The sequence below is a fragment of the Bradyrhizobium sp. Bra64 genome (assembly GCF_024519875.1).
Classification (GTDB): domain Bacteria; phylum Pseudomonadota; class Alphaproteobacteria; order Rhizobiales; family Xanthobacteraceae; genus Bradyrhizobium; species Bradyrhizobium japonicum_G.
Genome location: NZ_JALJRD010000008.1, coordinates 141915 through 164099, shown reverse-complemented (window position 1 = coordinate 164099; position 22185 = coordinate 141915). Strand labels below are relative to the sequence as shown.

The 22185-nt window shown below is 61.6% G+C and carries 25 protein-coding genes; 5 read left to right on the top strand and 20 right to left on the bottom strand.

Going from position 1 to position 22185, the window contains the following annotated elements; genetic code table 11:
* Window positions 1–318 precede the first annotated feature (318 nt).
* The gene (locus NR187_RS23160; protein WP_256807785.1) at window positions 319–1011 is read left to right on the top strand and encodes a hypothetical protein; all 693 of its coding nucleotides are present in this window, start codon (window positions 319–321) and stop codon (window positions 1009–1011) included.
* Window positions 1012–1258: 247 nt separating this feature from the next.
* On the opposite strand, the gene NR187_RS23155 is transcribed toward NR187_RS23160, so the two are convergent.
* The 3 genes from NR187_RS23155 to NR187_RS23145 form a co-directional block, all read right to left on the bottom strand.
* The gene (locus tag NR187_RS23155) at window positions 1259–1405 is read right to left on the bottom strand and encodes a hypothetical protein (protein WP_256807784.1); all 147 of its coding nucleotides are present in this window, start codon (window positions 1403–1405) and stop codon (window positions 1259–1261) included.
* 772 nt (window positions 1406–2177) lie between these two features.
* Window positions 2178–2729 carry a hypothetical protein gene (locus NR187_RS23150; RefSeq protein ID WP_256807783.1) on the bottom strand — a complete coding sequence of 184 codons (552 nt, stop codon included), beginning with the start codon at window positions 2727–2729 and terminating at the stop codon, window positions 2178–2180.
* Window positions 2730–2927: a hypothetical protein gene (locus tag NR187_RS23145; protein ID WP_256807782.1), complete on the bottom strand. Its 198-nt coding sequence runs from the start codon at window positions 2925–2927 to the stop codon at window positions 2730–2732.
* Window positions 2928–3006: 79 nt separating this feature from the next.
* Here NR187_RS23145 and NR187_RS23140 point away from each other — a divergent pair, with 79 nt between their 5' ends.
* Window positions 3007–3213: a hypothetical protein gene (locus NR187_RS23140; RefSeq protein WP_256807781.1), complete on the top strand. Its 207-nt coding sequence runs from the start codon at window positions 3007–3009 to the stop codon at window positions 3211–3213.
* An 87-nt stretch (window positions 3214–3300) separates the two neighbouring features.
* Here NR187_RS23140 and NR187_RS23135 read toward each other — a convergent pair whose 3' ends face one another.
* Window positions 3301–3510 carry a superinfection immunity protein gene (locus tag NR187_RS23135; RefSeq protein ID WP_256807780.1) on the bottom strand — a complete coding sequence of 70 codons (210 nt, stop codon included), beginning with the start codon at window positions 3508–3510 and terminating at the stop codon, window positions 3301–3303.
* A 297-nt stretch (window positions 3511–3807) separates the two neighbouring features.
* Complete coding sequence (locus NR187_RS23130; protein WP_256807779.1) at window positions 3808–4251, bottom strand: hypothetical protein; 444 nt, start codon at window positions 4249–4251, stop codon at window positions 3808–3810.
* Between the two features lie 52 nt (window positions 4252–4303).
* Here NR187_RS23130 and NR187_RS23125 point away from each other — a divergent pair, with 52 nt between their 5' ends.
* Entirely contained in the window at window positions 4304–4741 is a 438-nt protein-coding gene (locus tag NR187_RS23125) for a DUF5658 family protein (RefSeq protein ID WP_256807778.1), read from the top strand.
* Window positions 4742–4857: 116 nt separating this feature from the next.
* Here NR187_RS23125 and NR187_RS23120 read toward each other — a convergent pair whose 3' ends face one another.
* The 15 genes from NR187_RS23120 to NR187_RS23050 all read right to left on the bottom strand — a co-directional run bounded on the left by NR187_RS23120 (window position 4858) and on the right by NR187_RS23050 (window position 20198).
* Window positions 4858–5151: a hypothetical protein gene (locus tag NR187_RS23120; protein ID WP_256807777.1), complete on the bottom strand. Its 294-nt coding sequence runs from the start codon at window positions 5149–5151 to the stop codon at window positions 4858–4860.
* Complete coding sequence (locus tag NR187_RS23115; RefSeq protein ID WP_256807776.1) at window positions 5151–8633, bottom strand: hypothetical protein; 3483 nt, start codon at window positions 8631–8633, stop codon at window positions 5151–5153. Before NR187_RS23115 ends, NR187_RS23120 begins: the two co-directional genes overlap by 1 nt.
* Window positions 8634–8635: 2 nt before the next feature.
* Entirely contained in the window at window positions 8636–8821 is a 186-nt protein-coding gene (locus tag NR187_RS23110) for a hypothetical protein (RefSeq protein ID WP_256807775.1), read from the bottom strand.
* A 70-nt stretch (window positions 8822–8891) separates the two neighbouring features.
* On the bottom strand, window positions 8892–9740 hold the full coding sequence (locus NR187_RS23105; RefSeq protein ID WP_256807774.1) for a hypothetical protein: 849 nt from the start codon (window positions 9738–9740) through the stop codon (window positions 8892–8894).
* Between the two features lie 10 nt (window positions 9741–9750).
* Window positions 9751–11106 carry a DNA-packaging protein gene (locus tag NR187_RS23100; protein ID WP_256807773.1) on the bottom strand — a complete coding sequence of 452 codons (1356 nt, stop codon included), beginning with the start codon at window positions 11104–11106 and terminating at the stop codon, window positions 9751–9753.
* Window positions 11093–11692 (bottom strand): hypothetical protein, encoded by a 600-nt coding sequence (locus NR187_RS23095; protein ID WP_256807772.1) that lies wholly within the window; start codon window positions 11690–11692, stop codon window positions 11093–11095. The genes NR187_RS23100 and NR187_RS23095 overlap by 14 nt, the downstream gene beginning before the upstream one ends.
* 433 nt (window positions 11693–12125) lie before the next feature.
* The gene (locus NR187_RS23090) at window positions 12126–13988 is read right to left on the bottom strand and encodes an AAA family ATPase (RefSeq protein WP_256807771.1); all 1863 of its coding nucleotides are present in this window, start codon (window positions 13986–13988) and stop codon (window positions 12126–12128) included.
* Window positions 13985–14164, bottom strand: a complete 180-nt coding sequence (locus NR187_RS23085) for a hypothetical protein (RefSeq protein ID WP_256807770.1) — start codon at window positions 14162–14164, stop codon at window positions 13985–13987. Before NR187_RS23085 ends, NR187_RS23090 begins: the two co-directional genes overlap by 4 nt.
* A complete protein-coding gene (locus NR187_RS23080; protein WP_256807769.1) occupies window positions 14161–14355 on the bottom strand; it encodes a hypothetical protein in 195 nt (64 codons plus the stop codon). The genes NR187_RS23085 and NR187_RS23080 overlap by 4 nt, the downstream gene beginning before the upstream one ends.
* 4 nt (window positions 14356–14359) lie before the next feature.
* On the bottom strand, window positions 14360–14569 hold the full coding sequence (locus NR187_RS23075; protein ID WP_256807767.1) for an AlpA family transcriptional regulator: 210 nt from the start codon (window positions 14567–14569) through the stop codon (window positions 14360–14362).
* Window positions 14570–14653: 84 nt separating this feature from the next.
* A complete protein-coding gene (locus NR187_RS23070; RefSeq protein ID WP_256807765.1) occupies window positions 14654–15217 on the bottom strand; it encodes a hypothetical protein in 564 nt (187 codons plus the stop codon).
* The gene (locus NR187_RS35020; protein WP_256807857.1) at window positions 15214–16470 is read right to left on the bottom strand and encodes an integrase family protein; all 1257 of its coding nucleotides are present in this window, start codon (window positions 16468–16470) and stop codon (window positions 15214–15216) included. Before NR187_RS35020 ends, NR187_RS23070 begins: the two co-directional genes overlap by 4 nt.
* A 410-nt stretch (window positions 16471–16880) precedes the next feature.
* Window positions 16881–18008: a polyphosphate kinase 2 gene (gene ppk2, locus NR187_RS23060; RefSeq protein ID WP_211386880.1), complete on the bottom strand. Its 1128-nt coding sequence runs from the start codon at window positions 18006–18008 to the stop codon at window positions 16881–16883.
* Between the two features lie 94 nt (window positions 18009–18102).
* Window positions 18103–19134, bottom strand: coding sequence for an LLM class flavin-dependent oxidoreductase (locus NR187_RS23055; RefSeq protein ID WP_211386881.1), 1032 nt, complete (start codon window positions 19132–19134; stop codon window positions 18103–18105).
* A gap of 140 nt (window positions 19135–19274) precedes the next feature.
* Window positions 19275–20198, bottom strand: coding sequence for a LysR family transcriptional regulator (locus tag NR187_RS23050; RefSeq protein WP_306235691.1), 924 nt, complete (start codon window positions 20196–20198; stop codon window positions 19275–19277).
* A 112-nt stretch (window positions 20199–20310) separates the two neighbouring features.
* On the opposite strand from NR187_RS23050, the gene NR187_RS23045 reads away from it, so the two are divergent.
* Complete coding sequence (locus NR187_RS23045) at window positions 20311–21669, top strand: MFS transporter (protein ID WP_211386883.1); 1359 nt, start codon at window positions 20311–20313, stop codon at window positions 21667–21669.
* A complete protein-coding gene (locus NR187_RS23040; RefSeq protein WP_256807763.1) occupies window positions 21666–22169 on the top strand; it encodes a GAF domain-containing protein in 504 nt (167 codons plus the stop codon). Before NR187_RS23045 ends, NR187_RS23040 begins: the two co-directional genes overlap by 4 nt.
* The last annotated feature ends 16 nt before the right edge of the window (window positions 22170–22185 follow it).

The window sequence follows — 22185 nt, the reverse complement described above, 5'->3', positions numbered from 1 at the left end:
GCTGACTGTAAATCAGCCGCCTCATGGCTTCGCAGGTTCGAGTCCTGCCTCCCCCACCAACTTGATTTTTCTAGACTTTTTCCGATTCTGAAGCAAAGTGCGCGCCCTCCCAAAGTGAGTGTTATCGCGCAGGGGTATCAATATGGGTAACGATCGGAGACCCGGGTGATGCGACTGCCCGGAACGCAGCCCTTGATGCCTCTAGCGGATCTCCAGCGCGCCCTTACGCAATGCATAGCTTCAGCTCCGGTGCTGCCAGACACTGGACCGATTCCGCCCGAATATATGACGTGGGCCGCAGACGCGAACGCGCTAATCGTGGCGACGGGCTATCTCCAACTCCAATCCGAGGCCCAGGTGGCGATCAATGGCCTCAGCTTTGCGGGCCGCGCCGTCAAGCGCGAACAACTGATGATGATTCTTCACAAGGCTCGGTCGCAAATCGAACTGGAGATCCGACAGACCGGCCGGCAGACTCCCAGTGGTTTGGTCCCGCCCAACTACTTCGAGGACCTGCTCAAATCTGATACGGCCCCGCGGACGCCAAACAGTGGCCTACGCCTTATCCCCGAGCGTTCGATCAGGGTGGCTCAGAGCGACCAGGCTCCTGACCGGCAAGCAAAGCTTGAAGAACTGGCGGTCAGAGTCGCTCTTCTCGAAGCCGCGATCTCCCTTCCGAAGCCGGTTGGCACGATGGGGCACAACCGTGGTCCCAGCCTCGAACCTGAACAGGACGACGAGGAGGAAATCAGGGGCCTGATATCGCTCCTCAAGGACGACCGCGAAAAGATCCTCTCTGACCCAAGTCTCAAAGATCTAGCTGAACGAGAAATTCAGCGAGCGGAACGGGGAATTGAACTGCATAGTGAATTTGCGAAGGGCGCGGCGAAGGGGGCGGGATTTGTTGTCGGCAAAAATGTTGTCGAGCAGGTCGCTGGCTCGGCCTGGTGGCTCTCCGTATACGGGCGCTTGTTGGATGTGGCGCACGCGCTGCGCGATCTAATCTTTTGATCTGCCCCGCCAGCGTTGGACGCTCCGTCGCGACCCACGGCAGGCAGTACCTCGCGCACGTTCCAGGCTACAAGGAATCGATAATTTGAACTCCGGCTGGCGCTGCGCTTTTATGGCGGCATGCCCAACCCTGTCCGCCGCTACACGCCTACGCACACCGACGGTCGGCCGGACTTCGACCGGGGCAATTCGCAGCTTGCAATTATGGGGTATCGAAACGCGCGATGACCAAAGGGGGGCGTGCGCCTTAGTTCATCTTGCGGCGTAGTTCCTCAAGGGTGGCGCGCTGATGGTCGATTTCCTCTTGGACCAGCCGCTTAGCTTCTTTCGCGCGCGACGGCTTCGGCTTTGGCTTGGCCTTCTGTTTGGTTTTTGGATGTGCGCTGTCGCTCATCGATCAACCTTACCGAACGCCACTTAGGTAGTGGCATTCTTCCGCGCGTTAGACACCGCTTCAATCAGGACCGGGCACTCTTCATACGCCTTAGCGTCGCCTGCTACAGTACCGCGGAGTTCCCTGCATTCGCCACCGTCAAAGAACCACTTGGTGGTGCCAATGGCGACGATCACTTTGCATTTGGGGCACTGCACCTGCATCCGACTAGTATGCTCCCGCAGACGGTGTGTTTCCAGCGAATACGCCACGTTGAAGAAGCCACGGGCCGGCTCCGCAACCAGCACCTATATTATTCGTTGCCCGCCAGCGGCCTCCGGATAACGCCTCGGTGAACGAAACCGTTTACTGACTATCGTGAAGCACTCCCGAAACAGTCCGGGTCCAGCTTTCTCTTCATTAGCGAGGGGATTGCGAGATGATCACACTTAAAGCAATCGCGGTTATCACTGCTGCCGGGCTTATCTTCACGATGTTTTCGGGAGACCTTGGCGCCGAGGTCGTCCTTGCCATTGCCACTTGCCTTTCATAACGAGACGGCCCGCCAGCGGAGCCGGCGGGCCTCTTTGTGCTCGGTATTGCTCTGGCGTTCAGGACGAGCCGGGCGCGGCGCCCTCCAAGCGCTCCTTAATCAGATCAAGACGGGCTCCGATTTCGAGCACGACCTGATGTACTCCGTCCAGGCAGGTGTCAGCATCAGGTCCGGCAAGGACAACCGCAAGCAAGGCGGTCAAGTTCGATACCTCCCGGAGGAGATCTAGGGGCGCCGCTGTCATGCCAGGACTCCCGGTTGGCAAAACTGCGACCCGACCTGCTCCAGCAAGCCGTCATGATCGGCAATGCCGCTCTCGGTCGGATCATCTTCCCGGTCGCTTTGAGAGCCACATGCCCAGCGCTCCTGGCTCACGGGATCGCCACCCCAGCCGTTGCAGCTTCCAAGCGAAGGTTCTGCATCGGCCGTGTCTAACTCCTCGCCCTGGTCGAAGCGCCGTGCGGCCGGCTCCTGATTGATCAGTCGGTCGAACGTTCCCAGATCCAGTTCGCGGTCGTCGCCCGCACCGCCAGCACCCCGGCCCGGAAATGCCTCCTGGAAGCCCAGAGACGGTTCATCGTCGTCCGGCTCCGCCTCGGTCATGACGTAAGGGTCGGATTGGTCGAGGAAGGATATCAGCCGCTCGATCTCGGCCATGGCCTTCTTCCTGAGTCTGGCGAGGCGCAGGAGAGCCTTCTCCCTTGCGCGCTGCTGTGCAGCCAATCCGGCAGTTATCGACTCCACGACCGCTACAGGCTGGCCTGTGGACGACGGGGGAACGTGCTTGGTCATTTACGCCTCCACCAGCACGCGGCGGCCGGTATCGGGCATCACTTCAGCCGCCCCGCCGTCCAGCGTGCGGGGGTGGTCAGCGTCGGCCATTAATGGCGCCGCACCGTCATCCTCAGCCGCCTGGAAGGCAGCCCTCAGGAACGGGTCACGGAACAGCGTGGAAAGTTTCGTGGTAGAATGGCGGTTAGCTTGGGCCATGGGTCACTCCTTGGCGCGGGTTAGGGCCGGGGTAAGGGTGCAACCTTGCCTCGGCCTGATTTCGTGATATCATGGGCTCATGAGCAAAGCAAGTCGTGAAATCACGAAATCACCAAAGAGGCGTGCCGAGGCCACCGGAGAGCCGGTCTTGGTGCGACTTCAGCCCGATATGGCTAAGAAGATCGATGATTTCCGCCGTCAGCAGGAAGACCTGCCCGGGCGACCAGAGGCCATCCGCCGGCTGGTAGAGTTGGGGCTGAAGGCGAAAAGGCAGGTCCCGCGCTAACGCCGCTTCCTCATCGGTACGACCGCCCCAAGGGCCTAATGGCCTGCGTGGCGCTGGGGCGCGTGGCCTGATGCGGGGCCGCTCTTGCTAGGCCTCTTTTTTTCTAACCTCGGTGAACGCCCAGACCAGCGCGACAACCCAACCCAAGAGGGTCCAACCCAAGAAGATATTCAAAACGACTATCGCCGCGGTGTTTTGGTGCCCTCGGTTTGAAGCCACAATGGCCGGCATGAAATAGGCTGCGATCACCAAACCGATTATCATCAAACCCAAAAAAGCAGAGCCGCCATTTTCCATCGAGCTCTCCCGAAAGTATGAAGTTTAGCAAGAAATGGTGTAGCTAAGCACAACTTTCGATTGCCGACATCAACTCCTTTCGTCGCCGCCTTCAAAGCTCAATCCTTGGGGATATTCCTTTTTGCGTGTATTGCGGCTCTAGAACTCGAAGGAGTAGCATTGGAGGAGATTTGAGGGGACGCCTTTTTAATGTTGCGATTTTTGCTCCGTGTATGGCGCTGGCTAAGAGCCGAAATCGTCTTTGGGTTCCTGATTGGATCGATCTTTTTGGGCCGCCGTACTTGGATGGCAGGCGGCTTATGCTCCGACCGATGCCGAGAAGGGAAAATGAAGTTGAGTATGCCGCTGATGGATTGCGGCCACCTGCTCGGCGACAGTTGGCTTGGCTGCGGCGTCCAGTAATGCCGAACGGTTATTGTCCAGCCCAACTTCTTTGGCCGCCTCTTTCGCTTCGTCTGAAAGGGATGCGACCTTTACGGCGCGCTGCAGATTCCGCTCGTTCACTCCGGTGATCCTGGCGACAGAAGCCGCCGCGCCCGGCCTACCCTCGCGCTTAGTTTCCGACAACTTGTCGGAAACTCCCTTGGCGGAAAGAAGCTCGACCCATCTTGCGATTTGTTCATCTCGCTCCAATGCGGTCAGGTCGGATCTGTGAAGGTTCGCCGCGTCCTTTTGCCTCATCGGAGAGAGACGATAACCGCTCTGCGCTTCTTGCCGCAGTTCACCTTGCCGTTGCAACACACACCCACTTGCATCAAACTACCGAAGCAAAAAGGCTATTTGAGCTGATGAAATGAAAGTATGGATTTATACTGACACGAGCAAGAGTGTTGGCGACCCAGAGCACCTGAAGGTCTTCGCGAAGAACGAGACCGCACGGACATGGTTTCAGCAGAACGACCCCGAGGGCCTCGCATTCGCTTATGACATAATTTTGGGGCGCCGCTATTTGTTCAAGACACTCCTGGTGTTTTCCGTCCTACTTCTCGGATTCGCCGACCTTTACACCACAAACACGATCCTGAACCTCGGCCTCCGCGAACTGAACCCGTTCATGCATGTCGCTCAGACATGGCTCGGGCCCTGGTGGCTGATCCCCAAGCTCGCAGGCACATATGTCGTGATGTGGTTGCTTTGGCGCAGCAACAACCTTTTTAACATCGCGCTCATAGTCGCGTTCATGTCTACGCCGGTCCTGAACAACCTGATCGTCATCGCGGGCGCGAGCTGAACTCTCACGCTGTCCCGGCCGGCGGCGTGGCCCGCATGCGCCCAGTGGCGCTGACCGCCAGCTAGTCGAGGTCGGGCTTGCTGTCGCTTAGCAAAACTTCCTATCTTTCCGTGAAATCAGTTCCTCGCCCCGCCTGCCGCAGCAGCCTCAATCTCGATTCCCCGCAGCACCCGGTTGCGGATCTCATCAAGGTTCTGATCGACCTTGGCCCGGATCAACGCGGTGATCCGCTCAGCTCGCTCTTCGGATTCCGCCCCCTGGAGCAGCAACAGGTTGCGGTGAAACTGGTCTCTCATCTCCTCGATGTCACCCAACGGATCAGGCCGCGCCGAGATCATGTTCGCTAAGATCGCACGAACGAACAATTCAAGCGCAATGGCCCGCGCCTCGATGTGATCAGCGTCCACCATCACATCGCCCTCGCAAGCTGAGCACGGGACCTAAGGAACTGCTCGGCCTGGATGCCGGGCTGGACGTAGATGTTGACGTTCTTGTTCGTGGTTTGCGTGTTTGACTGGGGCGGGCTCGTGTTGTCGTTTGCAGTCGGGTTCAGCATCAGCGGAGAGACCGCAACGCCGGCTGGGGTTGCGATGTTCTTCGGCGTGATCGTGACTTGCTCGCCGGGTGTGGCGTGGAGTTGAACCGGCGTCTTGTCCTCGTTCGTTGACCCTGGGACCGTAAAGCTGCCGCCCGTCCGGAAATACCCTGCATCGACGCTGCCGCCGCCGTAATCCATTGCCCCGGAATCGAAGCTCGACCCGCTGCTGGAGCCGTTATCGTAATTCCAGGCTGGAGACGTGTAGTCAGAACCTCCGCCGCCCATGTACTGGTTGGCAACGTCGCTGACGCTCGACCCGCCCTGCCCGAAATCGCCTCCGGTATCGTATCCCTGACCGTAGCTGTCGAACGCGCCGGCACCGCTGCCATAGCCATCCGAGTAACCCGAGCCGGAACCCCCAACTGATCCATATCCGCTATCGGAACTGCCGTAATACGAGGACCCATCACCGGATGAGTCACCATACCCGGAGGCACCGCCGCCCATCGAGGAGGAGGACCCGCCGCCATGGGACCACGCATCATAGGATGCCAAGGCCCCGGTGATGCTGGAGCCGACATTTTGCAGGGCCGACGACAATTTATCGCCGAGGCCCGAAAGCGAGGACGTGATCGAACTCGACGCGGCATCGACCGCGCTGGTTGTCCCCTGTGTGCCGGACGCGACCTTCTGGGTGGTCTGATCGGTGCCGTCAGAGATATCCTTCAGCGAACGATTGGCGTCCGAAAGATTATCGTTGGTCTTGGCCGTGCCGTCCTTGAGCGCATCTAGGCCGCTCCGGCTGTCGAGGCTGCCGAGACCGCCAGGAAGCCCGCTCGTGGAACGGAGAGGCAGCCCGTTTTGATCGAGCATGCCGCTTGCGAACGGGTTGCTGATCTGGCCGCTGGCGTTAGTGGTCTTCAGGGAGTCCAGATAGGCCTGTGCGGCGGGCGTGCCCTTCTTGATCTCGACGCCATCGCTGGTCCTGATCCAGCCGGGACTGGCCGAGCTATAGCTACCCTGGAAGCCCTTGAGCGGCGTGCCCTGTGCAAAGTTTCCTCCGGGAAACTGGTCCTGGTCCGCCTGCCCCGGAAGTTGCGGGCCGCCGTCTTCAGACTTGGACTTCTCCTTGTCCTTTGCCGCCTTCTTTGCATCGCTGCTCTGAGCGAGGCCGCCGCCCATCGGGCCGGGCAACTGCAATGGGTCGTAGGCCTGGGTCGTGGATGCGGATGTCGCCGAAGTAGCCGTCGTGGACGAGGTAGACGGAGACGACGCAACCACACTTCCGCGCAGCGAGTTGATCGCGTTCGTGATCTGGTCAGCACTGGCCTTGATGGCGTCCTCAAGCGCAGAGGTTTGCTCAAGCTGGGAATTGGCAATGCGGGATGAGAGAATGTCGGTCTGCTTGGCGTCAGAACTGCCGAGAACCGATGGTGCCCCACCCGACCCGGTGTCGATGCTGACCTTCTCGCCCGGCGTGGCGTGGAACTGCACGAGCTGGCTGTCCGTGCCGCCAGACCCGCCGACCGTGAAGCTGCCGCCGGTGGCGAAATAGCCGTAATCGGTCGAGCCACCACCATAGTCCATTGCGCTCGTGTCGGCGCCACCGGAAGACCCGTAATCGGAGGAATAGCCCGAAGATCCCGAGTAATCGGACGATGATGAGTAGTCGGACGATCCTCCGCTCCCGCCCATGACATCGCCCATGGCGTTGGTGCTGTCTGCGCTGCCGCCGGACGACAGGCCCGCATTGCCGCCGCCGCCGTTGGCAATGCTCGCGATCGCGCTGGCTGCCTTTTGTGCGGCCGATGCCGCCCCTTCTGCCAGTTGATTGAGGTAGCCGAGCGCGGAATCTACGAACGACTTGATGGCGGAAAGCACCGGGCCGAGTGGTCCTGCGATCGAGCTGATCGCGCTCGTGACGAACCCGATCGCAGCCGCCCCCTCGCTCCCGAGCGTCTTGAAGTAACCCGTAATGCTATCGATGCCGGAGGAGATACCAGGGGCCGCGCGGTTTACGGCATCCGCCGTTGCAGAGATAGCCTGCGTCAACGGGGCAAACCAGGCTGTGTCACCGCCGCCTGTGACCTTGCTCCACAAGTCCGAGAAGCTCTTTTTAAGCTTCTCGACGGCCGCCGAGACCGTCTTTGGATTGTTCTCCAGCTCCTTGAACGCGGCCTCTGCGCCGGCCTTCAGGCGCGGTAGCATATCGATGATCTTGGAAATCGGCGCCGGAACCTGGTCGAGCGCCTTAGCGTACAGCTCGGTATTTAGCCGGCCGTTGGTCATGGCGTTGGTGATCGCCTGCGCCGCACGCGGGGAGATTTTCTCCAGCTCGCGCAATGCGTCCCCGGTCAGCTCCTCCTTCTTGATCAGTTCATCGAAGAATTTGGCGGTGGCCGACGTCGCGGTCGAAGTATCTGAGCCGCCGAGCTTCAGTTGCTGGTAAACACCCTTGATGGCGTCGCTGACAGCGTCCGCGCTGTATTTTGTCTTGTCGAAATACTCCGGCAGGCCGGGGCCGAGAACCTGAACCCCAGTTTCCGTGCTGTGCAGATTGACCAGCTTCAGCAAGGACTCATAGGTCGGCTGGATCGCGTCCCGCGCGATGCCAAGGTCCTTGGTCAGGCCCTCAAGTCCCTTTGAATACTGATCGCCGAGCTTCAGCCCGCCGAGGGATTCGAAGCGACCCCGAGATACCGCAACAGCCTGTGAAGCAGATGCCACGGCTTCGCTGAGGCCCACGAACGCCGCGGTAGCTGCCGCAACGGCAATACCGACCACACCGCCGGTTCCAATCATACGGCCGATGCCGCCAAACGCGCCCGTTATGCCCCCAGGTCCCGAGGCGGCATAACTCAGATGGTTCATTTGCTGGGTAAGCGCCTGAACCGGGGAGACGCCGAGCGAAATGCTCTCGACCATGCTCCTGACGGCATGGGCCGCGGCCTGCGATTGCGAGGACAGGCCGCCAAGGGCCGCACTATGCTTGACGACGGCCGCGGCAGAACTGCCGTGTGCATCGATGGCGGCCCGGATCGCCGTGTTGGCCTGCGTATATGACGCGCCGGTCTTGGCGACGATGTCATCCAGCGCCCGGCTGACATTGACCGAGTTCTGCGCTTCCCTCGCGGTCTTGACCAGCGCCTGGGCGAGCTTGTCGGCCTCTGCCGCGGCGTTCCTGATGCCGGAAGAGGCCTGGCCTGATCCGACCTTGCCAAGCGCCTCGCTGGTCTTGGTGGCCTGGTCCTCGGTCTTTTTCGCCGAGGCCGTGATGTCGCCAAGCTTCTGCTTGGCGTCATCGAGACCCTTCGAATCGACCTCAAAGCCAAGGCTGGCAACAGTGTCGGTCATGTTTACTTGCCCCCCGCAAGTTCGGCAGTGCAAGCAGCGCGCACATGCGCCTTCGTGACGTGGCCGATCAAGCCGGCGTCTAGCGCCTCCTGCAATCGGGCAATCACCGCGGTCTCGAAGTTGGCGGCCTCGGCCCCGTTCAAGCCTCGCGCGGCCTCGCGGACCATCGCCTTATCGTTCTTGTCCAACACTTCCGGAATCCTTCTGGTTTTGCTGCCGGTACATCCGCGGCCAGCAAATCGGTGAATTGCTTTCGAGCTATGCGACCCGCTTCGCTTCAAATTCCTCGAGCGTCGCGGCCTCGATGCCGCTTGCAAGTTCGTCGGGGGTCGCCTCCCGCCAGACTCCGCGCTCAAGATCGACAACCCGCAACTCGCTGCCGCGCCTGCGAAGCCATGCAACGCTGTGGCGGCTCTCGACGGCGCGGGCCTGCTCTTCGAACTCGGCGGGGCTGAGGCCGGTATCAATCCGCACGCTGTCACGCCCTGCCTGAATTGCACTCTCCGCCACCTCAATGGCCTCGCTCAGTTCCGCGATCTCGTCCATCAGGGGACCGTGCGTCTCGCGCAGGGTTGTCTCCGCCAACAGAGCGCGATGGGTTTCGGCAATGCCGGTCATCATGGCCGGGACTTCAAGGATGGCTTCCCGGATCATCGGATCGATGTTCTCTGCACGGGTGACGTTGTCCCGCTCTTGCTGCGAGAGGCTGCGCAACCAGGTCTGAATCCCCATGCGCCGGATCGCCGCGGCAGCGTCGGTTGGCTCGCCCTTCGGCAATTGCAACGTTGCTCGCTTCTGATCCAGCTCCTGGCGGGCGCGATTGACGGCCATGCGGCCCCGATGAAGGGCCGGCACACTATCTCGCAGGATGTGGTTGCGGAATTGGTCACGGGCTCCGTCCTCTGTGTACCGCTTGTCGGCAAACAACTGGCGGCCAGTGCTTTCCGCCGTGTCCACCGCCGCAAGCGCGCCCGTGTATGCGTTTTCCAGGGCTTCCAGGGTCGAACCCGGCTTGCTTTGCAGGGTCCACATCCGGATCTCGCGGTTCTCGCGCCCGGGCACATCGCGAGGCAGGATCTTGCGGCGGCCCTTTACGACAATGCTCATTGTGTTTCTCCTATCGGCTTGTTGCGTAGCCGCCGGCCAGCGGGCCGTTGGCAATTGGTCCGTCGAACAGCCTTGGTGAAGCCGCACGCGGGGCGAATGACGAATATGTGGAGAACGCCGCCATTGGCGTTTGCGGCGTCGTCATCAGTTCGGTGAGCGCCCAAACCAGCGCGTCGGCGCGATCGGGCGAGCCGTCGCCGGCAAAGCCCTCGCCAGTCATGGCGGCGAGCTGATCTTCCAGTTCGGTGAAGCTGCCGACATGACGAATGCGGTTCTGTTCGTACAATGCCGAAATCGGCTCGGCGCGCTGCACCTTGCCCCTGCTGGCCGTCACCTCGCGATAGGGAACGGTTGGATCAACTGTGCGGATGACGTGCTGCACCATCGCACCGCCGAAGTTGCGCTCAGCAATAATCCTATCGGCCTTGAACTCGCGATAGGCCGCAACAGCGCACGCGCCCCACTCTCCAGGGGACGCCTTAATGGTGCGATCGGCGAGAACATATCCGAGTCCATCCACACCGATGCCGGCCACCACAATGCCGACGCTATCGCCGCTGTCCTGGCCGTTCGTGCCGGAAGGATCGATAGCCACGACAACGCGGCGCAGATCGGGAACGGCGCCAGTGAGGCGGGCTCGTTCGAGCATTTTGCGCGTCCACAATGCGCCCTGGAAGTCGTCCAGTATCTCGGCGTTCAGTTCCTGGCGCCCAAGCCTTGTGCCTTCGTACCTCTCGCGGATCGACTGCAGGAAACTCGGCGCCAGATTAGCGGCGTTTTCAAAGGTCGAGCCGCGGGTCACAACCACGTCCTGGCCCTCACGGGCGATCAGGCTGCGCAGGATCTTCAGCGGCTTGGGTGTCGTGGTTACAATCCAGCGGGGACGACGGCCCAGGCGAAGGCAGAACATCGCCATGTCCCATACTGCTTGCGCATCGTTCCATGCCGCCAACTCGTCGGCCCAGATGAAGTCAAACTGCGGTCCTCGGAGTCGGTTGGCCTCTTCGCTGGAAAAGGCATGCGCAATAGCCCCGTTGGGCCAGGTCAGCTTGCGCTTGGATGGTTCATAATCGGGACGGCACCAGGCCGGCGCCATTGCGAGGATGCCGCTTTCGCCCTCGATCATGACATCCCGGCAATCCGCCGCCGTTGGTCCGATCAGAGCAATGCGCCGCGCGACACCCGTCTCAGCCAACTCGCTTGTGCAATTCGCGCCGCAGAACGTCTTGCCAAAGCCGCGGCCCGCCAGCACTAGCCAGCCGGCCCAGTCACCCGGGGGCGGTAGCTGGGACGGTCGTGCTTTTGATCGCCAGCCGCCATCAGCCAGCGCATCAGCGAGTTTGCCCGCGAGGCTATGCAGCAACATGGTCGATCACCTTGGCAGGGAGAGTCATGGGCGCGCCTTCGCCGTCCATATCGCGCAGCGCCGCCACCACCGACGCACGCGCATCAGGGAACGGCGCAAGGGCGCGCAGCATGGTCGCTTGCATCCGCAGGAAGGCGGGATGTTCGGCCAGAACAGTCAGGTTGTTTGTGATGTTGACGGACTGAGCCATAGACCCCAGCTCGCCAGTCACACGCGCGATCGTCTCCAGGGTCGAGGTAAGGCGGCCTGCAACGTAAGCGGCGCCTCGACCGTCTCCGGCCTCGGTCATCGCCGCTAGCTGGCCCGTGAGCACCGTGCGGATCATGCGCAGGTGGTCGAGAACCGAGTCGCCCTCGGCCGCTGCCTTCTCCGCAAGCTCAGCAAGCTGAGCCGGGCCGCAGAGATAGGACGCCTTCATTTCGGCGCTGACGTGCTTGCTCCAATGGCGCCAGATCGCGTCACGATCGACGCCGAACTTCTCACCGAGAGAGTCCAGGCTTGCACCGCCGGCACGCAATAGCTCGATCCGCCATCGCTCGGGATGACGGCAGACTTGGCAGCGGTGGTTGGCGATACGTTCGCCCATGTAAGTTGTCCGGTTAAACGCGAAAATCAGTTGCGGATACCCGCTTGTTACCCGACATCAAGATATGATGTTTTGAGTTGGCTTAATAGATTGACACAACGAGACAATTGCAGACATGAAGCGCTGACTTACTATCAGGTGACGAGCGTGTGGACTTAGAAGTTGCCGCTACACCTCTGATGAATTGACGCAGTCGAGAGGTGGGATGACGGGGGTCGCCCCGAAGCCCTGACAATTCCTCGCAACAACACCGCGAGCGTTTCACCGTTTCACCTCTAGGGAAGGGAGTGAAACGAAACGACCCTACGGGGTTTAGAAACCCACCCCGTAATAGGGATTCCGTTTCAACCGTTTCAGCCTTCGTGGTTTGTAGAAGTGCCTTCATGTGCTTGCCTTTTCGCTCCATCGTTTCAGATCGTTTCAATCGTTTCACTCAGCCCGAAACGCCGGCCGAGTGTGTTTGGTTGGCGCGCAACCGTTTCACTTCCGTTTCACCCTTTTCGGTGAGCGTGAGGGTGCCGCGCCGGTCAGATTTTACGAGCTTGTCCGCCTTCAACCGATCGGCGCATCGCTTCACCTTTGCCTTGTTCTCGCCCTTGCTGGAGATCCAGCCGAGAGCCACGGCCAGGCCGGCATAAGACGCGCGCGGGTTGTCGGTGATCGCGAGCAGCATGGCATCCTCGTCTTCCCGTGTGTTGGCATCGGCCCTGCTCTTTTCGATCTCAGAGAGAGCCTTCGCCACCACGCTCGGGATCTGCCGGCCCTTACTGTCCCTAAGCTGAGGAGAGCTAACCGTTTCGAGCTGAAATGTGAGCGGCGCAAAGTCCGGTCCACGAAACTTGCCCTGCCAATGCAGGGAAACGAGACTATCTGTCTTCCAGCACGTCAGGTTGCCATCGACTTCAGCGATGAAGGCACCACCACCGCGAGGAAGTAGATTGTCCTGCTGCGCATTCTTGACGGGGTGGCAGAGGATTAGCGTGCAGGGCTCGCCGGGAAAGCTGAGAAGCTGCCGAAACATACGCGCGTGAGCGCCGGCCTGGACGTTCCCGTTTTCCTCGTCGCCCTCGAAATAAGCCGCGCTGGTATCGACCACGATCAGGGACACGCCACCCAGGTCGTCAACTTCCTGCTTGATGCGCAGCGCGAGCTCTGAAATCTTGAATGTTCCTTCAAGGAAATAAACGTCGATAGTCCGCGGGTCGAAACCCATCCTCTCGGAAAGCGCGATCCAGCGCATGCGAACGTCGTCGGGATTTTCGCCAGCAAAGTAGAGAACGCGGCCGGGGTCTACGTCATGTTTGCCGATCGACCTGCCCAAAGCCTTGTGGGCCGCGATAAGCAGTGCAACTGCGGTTTTGCCGTGTCCCGTTGGAGCCGTGACCGAGTATAGGAAGCGGCGCTGCACCAGTCCGTCGATCGAATAATCAGGCGGGGTAAATCCCTCTAGGAACTGAGCGCTGGATTTGACGAGGCGCTGTGGCACCTCTGACTCGATCGGGTTGGTACGCCGCAGAATGTCGGCCAGGTCGTCGGCGCTGCCGCCGGCTTCGATCCAGTCCGATACATCCCCTTTCGGAGGAAGTCCGGGAAGACGCACGATGCGCACATAGCTAGCGACGTTGAGCAAAACCTCCGTGACCAGCTTTGCATGATCTTCGCCGGCCGGGTCGTTGTCAGGCAAAATGTAGACGTTCTTGCCTAGGAAATATTCAGCAAACTCGGGAGGAAACTTGCCGGCTCCGCCAGGGTTGGTCGTCACCGTGAAGCCGAGCGCGGCCACGTTGTCCGCGTCCTTCTCTCCCTCGACGATTAGCACGTCATCATGCTCTGCGGCGAGCAGTTCGGGCAGCCTATAGGGGATCTTTGGCTCCTTGGGCGCGCCGCTGACCCAAGCGCCGCCGCTCCAGTGCGACTGGTAGAAGCCGGGACGCACGACGCGCAGATAAGGCGTGCCATCGGCCCGCCTATAGATGTACGTCGCGGGCGGGCTGCCGGCCTTAGCTATGGGCTTAATACGATCAGCCATGCGGGCGATGCTGTCGCGCGGGGGCGCTGTCGGCTCCCAGCTAACCCCAAGCTTCTCGCGCACGTAGTCCTTGCATCTCAAGGGGTCGTCGCCGGCAAAGCTATGCACAATGAAGCCGCCCGGCGCCGAGCTATCAAGCCGAACGCTGAGGGACCGGTCTCCGGCCGAGTGGCTAGGGCCGGGCGCCAGAACTTGATTGCCCGAGACAGCGCCGCCCAACGCAAGCGCGAGCTCCCGAAGGGTGAAGTTGAACGTGTGTGCATTCATGCAGCGCCGTCCTTGTGGATCTTGCGCCACTGCAATTCGTTTTCGATGGCGGTGCGGGTCGCTTCCAGTTCTTCCAGCAGCGCCAGCAAATCGTCATTGTCGAGAGATCGCGTCGCATGCGCCCTGATCGCGCGCATTTGACAGCCCAGGTAGTTGTTGAGGAACGGGACCGTCATCGCATCACCTCCAGAAATACGAGAGGTGCGATGATCTCAGCCATCGCTGCGTTCACGGCATAGAGACGAGCAAGACGAGATGCTTGCAGTCTGCGAAGCGGGGATGTAGTTTCCGAAGTGATCGAGCCAGCCAGCAGATCGGCATTCGGAACGCCCCGTGCCGCCAGCGCGGGGTTTTCCATTTGGGTCATCAAATTATGCCGCCCCGCGAATCTGAGCGCGGTCCCAGTCGGCCAGGGCGGCTTCGTCGTAGTATTTCCTGCCGTTCAGCAGCATGGGCTGCGGGAAGCTGAGATCGGGATCGCGCTCCCAGCGGGCAATGGTGCGGTCGCAGACGCCGTAGCGAGCGCAGACCGACTTCGTCGGTAGCTTGCGGCCGGTGACATTAGTTTCGATAGTGGACATTGCATCTCCTGTCGTTGAAAGTGCCGACAAGGTGCGACGTTCGCGGCGTCCAAAAAACGTAACCTAAAAATGATAGTTCGCAGGTCAGCCTACGCGGTAGCGAGACACAATGTTTCGCATGTTATCGCCGTCGGGAGCTTTGACCCCAACTGCCTCGCATGCGGCGTTAAAGAAGCGAAAGAACGGCCCGTCTTTGCCACTCGAAGGGACATTGCCGTATTCAGCCCACATCTCGATGAGTGTTTTATATGCGTATTCTCGGGAGGGAGACCGACCAGCGCGTCGAGATTTTGATAGGTCGTCAAAGAACCTGAACCGCAGAGTTGCCCATTCCTCGACCACCTTTAACCTGGCAAGGTTCTCGCTTAGACCTTCGGCGCCGAAGATCACTCCGTGCAAGGGCTGGCTCGCAGCCCTAGTCAATGTTCTAGTCAACGAATCGATCTCATCTATAGCTGACTGCCAAAGATCCCTTTGATGGAGATGATCGAAGTCGATCGCGCGTGTCGCTACAGATCGCTTAATGCTGTTGAGCGCAGCTTCCAGCCGGCCAGTGTTTGCGGGAACGCCTTGCTGATTTGCTGGTATGTGCTGTGCAACCTTGAGTACCGCTTCCCAAGGCACGGGGGGGATGGCTTGACTGCTCATTTGGCCTCCCTGATGCCGATCACGTTGGATGCTCGCTTGCCACTGACGATCGAAAGCACGTGTTTGGCCCACGCGTCCAATGCGGAGCGCTTTTCTTCGGCAAAGCTGTGCCGCTGGTAAACGCCGACGATTCCGCGGAATGTCCCGCTTTTATGGTTCAAAACCTTTTCGATAACCGGCAATTGAATGCCCAGGCCAGCCATCCCTGAGGCAACGGTGCGGCGCAAATCGTGAAAGACCCACTTCGGGATGGGCTTGTCCCCATTGAGCTTCTGCACAGCCTCGTCGATGCGGTCCTTCGCTCGCGAGAAGGACTTGACCGGGGACTCGCCATCGCTGGAAAACAGGAAGCGCTTGCGGCCGATACGCGGCTGGGCGGCGAGCAGCGCCAGCGCAGAAGCGGAGAGGGGGACTTCGTGGGCCTCCCCATTCTTGGTTCGCCCGCCCTCCATCGACCACGCGCGCTTGTCGGTCTTGATCTCCGCCTCGAACATGCCGGCTACCTCGGCCTCCCGCTGGCCGGTAAGGATCATAAGCTTGACGATTGGACCGTATGGCCAGGGTTCGGCCTCCGCTGCCAGCCACACCAGTCTGAGTTCATCGTCGGTCAGTACCCGATCGCGGCTCTTCTCCGCTGCGGGAGGGGTCACTCCCGCGCAGGGAGAGGCGCTGACGATGTCCCGCGAGGCAGCCCAGTTGAACAGCTTCCGCACTGCCGCCAACGCACGATTGGCCATGATGGGGGCGCCCCGGTCCTGGATCTCATCTAGGAGTGCAATGACGTCGCGTTTGGCGATCTCCTGGATCTTCCGCCCGCGCCAGCGCGGGATGACGTCTCCGCCGGACTCAGTGAGCTTGCCGGGGTTGGCTGGGTCAGGCTTGAGCCCGAGAATGCGGCCAGTCTCAACCCAGGCGTCGGGGCGTCCCTTGTTGGCGGCGCGAGGCTTGGCATAGCGCTCGATGAACTCCCGGGCGACGTTCTCGAACAGGTCTCGCTGGGCCCAAACTTCCTCGGCTGCCCGGCGCTTCTCCTCGACCTTTGCGCTCTGCTTCTCCTGCGCAGGATCACGCCCTCCAGCCGCTGCTCTGAGTGCCTTGCTGCCAAGGTCTCGTGCGGCCTCAAGAGTGATGGCGGGGTAGGCGCCAAGGGTTAGCTTGCGAGGTCTTCCGGCGTGTCGATATCTGACGGCCCACGACATTGCCTTGCTGGGCTGCCGGACCAGGTAGAGGCCCACGAGCAGGCCGTCAGGGATCTCCTGACGTTCTGCCGGCGCCGGCTGCTATTCGATGGACTCAATACGCTTGACTGTGAGGGCTTTTGCCATCGTGAGCCTCGCTTGGGTAACGCCAGGGTAACAGTTACCCAGTGTCTTTGCGTGTTACCCTGTGTCCGAGACAATAGCAGACATACGCCCGTATTAAGAGGAATTTTCGACACGAGATCTGTTTCCGTGTCCTGATTTGTCGTCGTCTGTCAGAGGGTACGGCTTGACTGTAAATCAGCCGCCTCATGGCTTCGCAGGTTCGAGTCCTGCCTCCCCCACCAGCCTTCGCTCGCTTCGCGAGCTACGGCTGGGTAAGCGAGCAGAATGTCAGCGCAAGACATGTACCGAGCGGTTTGAACGCAGCTAACAGGCGCAGTCGGCCTGATCGCGTTCTCGTCCTATCTTGTGTGCTCTTCGCGTTCGTGGATCACGTTCGCGCGCCCGACCAGGAGATCATCGACCATACCGATGCGTTTGGTGTCTTTGCCGGCGTACGGCATGGCGTGCAACACGTAGCGCATCGCGTTCAGCCGTGCGCGTTTCTTGTCGTCGGATTTGATCACGATCCAGGGGCAGTCCGCGGTGTCGGTGTGGAAGAACATTCCTTCCTTTGCCCGCGTGTAGTCGTCCCATTTGTCGAGCGAGGCGAGGTCGATCGGTGACAGCTTCCACTGTTTCAGCGGATGACCTTCACGCTCCTTGAAGCGCCGCCGCTGTTCCTCGCGGCTGACCGAGAACCAGAACTTGATGAGATGCAGGCCGCTGCGTGCGAGGTTGCGTTCGAATTCCGGAACCTGGCGCAGGAATTCATCGTACTCTGCGGGCGAGCAGAAGTTCATGACGCGCTCGACGCCGGCACGATTGTACCAGCTCCGGTCGAACAGCACGATCTCGCCTGCCGTCGGCAGATGCTGCACGTAGCGCTGGAAATACCATTGGCCGCGCTCGACGTCGCTCGGCTTCTCCAAGGCCACGACACGGGCTCCACGGGGATTGAGATGCTCCATGAAGCGCTTGATGGCGCCGCCCTTGCCGGCGGCGTCGCGGCCCTCGAACAGCAGGACCAGTCGCTGTCGGGTCTCCTTCATCCAGTTCTGCAGCTTCAGTAGCTCGGTCTGGAGAACGAACTTCTGCTCCTCATAGTCGCGGCGAAACATACGGGATTTGTAGGGGTAGCCGCCCAACCGCCAGTCCTCGGCGAGTTCGTCGCTGGTCTGCCGCTTCGCACGTTTGCTTTCCTTGCCGACCAGAAGTGCCTGAAGACGCCTGGCGTCATCCGGCGCGGCGCCTGTGAGCATGGCCTGGACGGGGTCGCTGTCGGGCGGTAACGCGGGGAAACCATTGAGGACGTTGTCCAGCGCCGCCAGTTCTGTCTCGAGCGCGCCCGCGGACGACTGCTCCACCAGCGATCTTTCGACGGGACTGAGCTTGAGTGCTTGCGCGCGCGCCGCCGTCTTGCGCCTGACGGGCTTTGCTTGCGCTTTCCTGGGGCGACCTTGCCTGGGCTTCCTTGGAAGAGATGGCATTGCCTGAACTCTCGCGTGATCTGTGCGGGAGCTTCCTTCTAGCCGGGAAACGCGGCTAAACGGCTTGACGTGAATCAAAACACGCCAGGCCCGGTCACCCCATCATCTCCCGCACCATCGGCACCACCTTCCGCCCATAAAGCTCGATGCTCTTCATCAGCTTCTCGTGCGGTAGCGGGCCCGCCGAATACTTCAACTGGAAGCGCGAGACGCCAAGCGCCTTTGCCGTCTTCGCGATCTTGCGCGCGACCGCTTCCGGCGAGCCGACATAGAGCGAGCCGTGCTCGGCCTCGCTGATGAACTCGTCGCGGCCCATCGGCGGCCAGCCGCGTTCCTTGCCGATGCGGTCGCGCATCGCCTTGTAGTCGGGCCATAGCTCTTCGCGCGCCTGTTCGTCGGTGTCGGCGACGTAGCCGGGCGAATGCACGCCGATCGGCTGTGCGGGCCGGCCGAACTCCTTGAACGCGCGGTGGTAGAGATCGACGTAGGGGGCGAAGCGCGCGGGATCGCCGCCGATGATCGCGAGCATCAAGGGCAGATCGTAATGCGCGGCGCGCACCACCGATTGCGGACTGCCGCCGACGCCGATCCAGGTCTTCAGCGTGCCGTTCTCGACCGGGGGATAGACCAGCTGATCTCGCAGCGGTGGACGCAGCTTGCCCTCCCAGGTCACCGGCTGCTGCGACAACAGGGCTGCGAAAAGATCGAGCTTCTCCTCGAACAGCGCCTCGTAAGAACGCAGGTCGAAGCCGAAGAGCGGAAAGGATTCGGTGAACGAGCCGCGGCCGAGGATCACCTCGGCGCGCCCGTTCGAGAGCGCGTCGAGCGTGGCAAAGCGCTGGAACACGCGGATCGGATCGTCCGAGCTCAGCACCGTCACGGCCGAGCCGAGACGGATGCGCCCGGTGCGCGACGCGATAGCGGCCAGCACGGTCTCCGGCGAGGAGATCGCGAAGTCGGCGCGGTGGTGCTCGCCGAGGCCGATGAAGTCGAGGCCGATCTCGTCGGCCAGCACCGCCTCGTCGACCACGTTGCGGATCACCTGCGCGTGGGCAAGCATGGCGCCGGAGGCGTCCCTGGTGACGTCGCCAAAAGTATCCAGTCCGAATTGAAGCGGTGCGGTCATTGATAAGGTCTCTGTCGGGCGCAAGCGGCGTCCGTCCTGTGGGAGGAAACTGTTTGCTGTGCAGCTAGGGCGCGACGGCCGTTTCGACAATGCTGCTCCGGGAAAGGCATGGTTTCCGGTTTTTCACTGCAAAGGCGGGCTCAATCGGATCTGGCGAACATCTCGACCAGCGTTTCGCGCAGCCAGCGCTGCGCCGGCACGGTGTCGTTGCGCTGGTGCCAGAACAGGCTGACGATGCGCGGCGGCGCCTTGAGCGGAAGCGGCATGGCATGCAGCAACGGCGCATGCCTTGATTGCGAGCGCAGGTCGCTCGGCAGCACGGCGATGAGGTCGGACTGGCGCACGACCTCGTAGGCGGCGCTGTAGTGATTGACGGTCGCGACCAGGTTGCGCGACAGCCCGCGCGAGGCGAGGAAGAGGTCGTAGGACGGCAAGGTCTTGCCCGCGAGGCTGACATCGACGTGTCCCGCGTTGAGGAAAGCGCGCGTGCTGAGCCGCTTCATGCCCGCGAACGGATGGCCACGCCGCATGAAGCAGGCATAGTCCACGGTCCACAGCGAGCGCGAGCGAATGGCCGCCGGCTGCTGCGCCTCGTTGACATAGACGCTCATGACGCAGTCAACCCTGTTGTCCTCGAGCTGGTCGGCGATCTCCAGGATGGTGTTGGGGACGGTATGGACCCGCGCCTTCGGCGCGACCTTGCCGAGATGGCTGAGGAGATCCGGCATCACGAGCGAGGAGACGTAGTCCGACATCGACAGGCTGAACTCGGTCTGCGCGCGGCCGGGATCGAACACCTGCTCGTCGAGTGCGCCACGCACGCTTTCCAGTGCCTCGCCGATCGGCCCCCACAGCACCACGGCACGCTGGGTGGGACGGATTCCGGTACCGGATCTCACGAACAGGGGATCGCCGAGCGCGTCGCGCAGCCGCGCCAGCGCATTGCTGACCGCGGGCTGCGTCATCGTCAGCGCACTAGCCGCGCGCGTGACGCTGCCCTCGGTCATCAGCGCCTCGAAGACTTTCAGGAGGTTGAGGTCGAGCGCGCGGAACGACATGAACATTCACCATGGTGATATATTAGATCATGATTATAAATTATGACGATAATGTCACCTTGTCTATGGTTCCCAAGGAACACGCGGTGCGCCGGGCCGCCAGACTGAGGGGACTTTCATGTCGATGATATCGGCGCGCATCGAGCGCCTTCCGTTCGCACGCTTCCACAAGCATCTGCTGCTGATGGGCGGGCTCGGCTACATGTTCGACGCGATGGACGCGGCGGTGCTGGCCTTCATCCTGCCGGTGCTGCGCACGGCGTGGAATCTGTCGAGCGTGCAGATCGGCGTGCTCGGCAGCAGCACCTATATCGGTTTCCTGTTCGGCGCGTTGCTGGCGGGGACGCTGGGCGACCTGATCGGCCGCCGCGCGGTGATGATGTCTGCACTTGCGCTCTATTGCGCGGCGTCCATCGCGAGCGCCATGGTCGATGCATGGCCGTCTTTCTTCGCCGCCCGCGTCGTCGCAGGCATGGGCACCGGCGCGGAGAGCGCGATCATCGCGCCGTATCTTGCCGAGTTCGTGGCGCGGCGCTACCGCGGCAGTTTCACCGGTGCCCTGGCGGGCTTCTTCTCCTTCGGTTTCGTCGCGGCGGCCTTGCTCGGCTATTTCATCGTTCCCGCTTATGAGAACGGCTGGCGCATCGTGCTGGTCATCACCGCGGTGCCGGTCATCATGCTGTTGTGGTGGCGCAGGGCGCTGCCGGAATCGCCGCGCTGGCTGGAAAGCCGGGGCAGGGAGAAGGAAGCCGAAGCCTTGCTGGACGGGATCGAGGCGGGCTTTGCACGCCAGGGCTATGTCCTGCCGCAGCCGGTGGTCGAAGCCGTCGCGCCGCAGGGTGCGACCGGAACGTTGCTCGCCAATTTCGCCGCGCTCCTCGCAGGCCGGCAGGCGCGCATCACCATCATGACCTGGATCATGTGGCTGACGATCACCTTCAGCTATTATTCCTTCTTCGTCTGGATACCCGGCCTGCTGGTCCAGAACGGAATGAGCATCACCAAGAGCTTCGCCTATTCGATCGCGATCTATTGCGCTCAGATTCCCGGCTATTTCAGCGCCGCGTATTTCAACGAGCGCATCGGCCGGCAAGCGACGATCGCGTCCTACATGGTGCTCGGCGGCGCCAGCGCGCTCGGGCTCGCCTTTGCGCAGAGCGACCAGCACATCATGCTGGCGGGAATCTTCCTGTCCCTGTTCATGAACGGCACCTATGCGGGCGTCTATGCCTATACCGCGGAGGTGTTTCCGACGCCGGTCAGGACCACCGGTGCCGGGCTCGCCTCCGCGATCGGCCGGATCGGGGCGATCGTCTCGCCGATCCTGGTCGGCTATCTCTATCCCAATTTCGGCTTCGCCGGCGTGTTCGGCGTCACCACCACCGTGCTGCTGCTCGGGGCGGTGACCGTCGTGCTCATGGGCGTTCGCACGCGCGGCCGTTCGCTGGAGGAGATTGCGGCGGGTGAAGTTGCATGACGCAGGTGAAACGCCAGGCCGATCCGTTGCTCTGTGCCGTCGCGGCGGCGCAGGGCAGGGCGGATCAACCAGGTGCGCTGTTCGCGGCGCTGGACCAGGCCGTGAAGTCGGCGATCGGGCACAAGCTGTTCACGATCCTGACCTATGACGGTGACAGCGGTGATGCGGCGCGGGTCTATTCCAATCTCCCGGGCCCGTATCCGACCGGCGGACGCAAGCGCCTCGTGCCGGGCCCGTGGACCGAGGCCGTGCTCGAGCGCGGCGAGGCCTATATCGGCCGCACCCAGGACGATCTGCGCATGGTGTTCTCCGACCACGAGCTGATCGCCACGCTCGGCTGCGAGAGCGTGCTCAACATGCCCGTGCGCTGGCGCGGGCGTACGCTCGGCTCGCTCAACCTGCTCCACGAGGCGGGCTGGTACGGCGAGGACGACGTCGCCGCGTGTCTCCCATTCGCCCAGCTCGCGCTGCCAGCGTTGCTGACGACCGACAGGTCCTGACCAGACAGGAAACGAC

Coding starts and splice junctions, on each gene's coding strand:
- NR187_RS23050 (WP_306235691.1), bottom strand. CDS start 20,198: ATGTTCATGTCGTTCCGCGCGCTCGACCTCAACCTCCTGAAAGTCTTC.
- NR187_RS23145 (WP_256807782.1), bottom strand. CDS start 2,927: ATGGCCCAAGCTAACCGCCATTCTACCACGAAACTTTCCACGCTGTTC.
- NR187_RS23090 (WP_256807771.1), bottom strand. CDS start 13,988: ATGAATGCACACACGTTCAACTTCACCCTTCGGGAGCTCGCGCTTGCG.
- NR187_RS23080 (WP_256807769.1), bottom strand. CDS start 14,355: ATGACCCAAATGGAAAACCCCGCGCTGGCGGCACGGGGCGTTCCGAAT.
- NR187_RS23100 (WP_256807773.1), bottom strand. CDS start 11,106: ATGTTGCTGCATAGCCTCGCGGGCAAACTCGCTGATGCGCTGGCTGAT.
- NR187_RS23055 (WP_211386881.1), bottom strand. CDS start 19,134: ATGACCGCACCGCTTCAATTCGGACTGGATACTTTTGGCGACGTCACC.
- NR187_RS23095 (WP_256807772.1), bottom strand. CDS start 11,692: ATGGGCGAACGTATCGCCAACCACCGCTGCCAAGTCTGCCGTCATCCC.
- NR187_RS23105 (WP_256807774.1), bottom strand. CDS start 9,740: ATGAGCATTGTCGTAAAGGGCCGCCGCAAGATCCTGCCTCGCGATGTG.
- NR187_RS23040 (WP_256807763.1), top strand. CDS start 21,666: ATGACGCAGGTGAAACGCCAGGCCGATCCGTTGCTCTGTGCCGTCGCG.
- NR187_RS23140 (WP_256807781.1), top strand. CDS start 3,007: ATGAGCAAAGCAAGTCGTGAAATCACGAAATCACCAAAGAGGCGTGCC.
- NR187_RS23070 (WP_256807765.1), bottom strand. CDS start 15,217: ATGAGCAGTCAAGCCATCCCCCCCGTGCCTTGGGAAGCGGTACTCAAG.
- NR187_RS23135 (WP_256807780.1), bottom strand. CDS start 3,510: ATGGAAAATGGCGGCTCTGCTTTTTTGGGTTTGATGATAATCGGTTTG.
- NR187_RS23045 (WP_211386883.1), top strand. CDS start 20,311: ATGTCGATGATATCGGCGCGCATCGAGCGCCTTCCGTTCGCACGCTTC.
- ppk2 (WP_211386880.1), bottom strand. CDS start 18,008: ATGCCATCTCTTCCAAGGAAGCCCAGGCAAGGTCGCCCCAGGAAAGCG.
- NR187_RS23125 (WP_256807778.1), top strand. CDS start 4,304: ATGAAAGTATGGATTTATACTGACACGAGCAAGAGTGTTGGCGACCCA.
- NR187_RS23085 (WP_256807770.1), bottom strand. CDS start 14,164: ATGACGGTCCCGTTCCTCAACAACTACCTGGGCTGTCAAATGCGCGCG.
- NR187_RS23150 (WP_256807783.1), bottom strand. CDS start 2,729: ATGACCAAGCACGTTCCCCCGTCGTCCACAGGCCAGCCTGTAGCGGTC.
- NR187_RS23155 (WP_256807784.1), bottom strand. CDS start 1,405: ATGAGCGACAGCGCACATCCAAAAACCAAACAGAAGGCCAAGCCAAAG.
- NR187_RS23075 (WP_256807767.1), bottom strand. CDS start 14,569: ATGTCCACTATCGAAACTAATGTCACCGGCCGCAAGCTACCGACGAAG.
- NR187_RS23115 (WP_256807776.1), bottom strand. CDS start 8,633: ATGACCGACACTGTTGCCAGCCTTGGCTTTGAGGTCGATTCGAAGGGT.
- NR187_RS23120 (WP_256807777.1), bottom strand. CDS start 5,151: ATGGTGGACGCTGATCACATCGAGGCGCGGGCCATTGCGCTTGAATTG.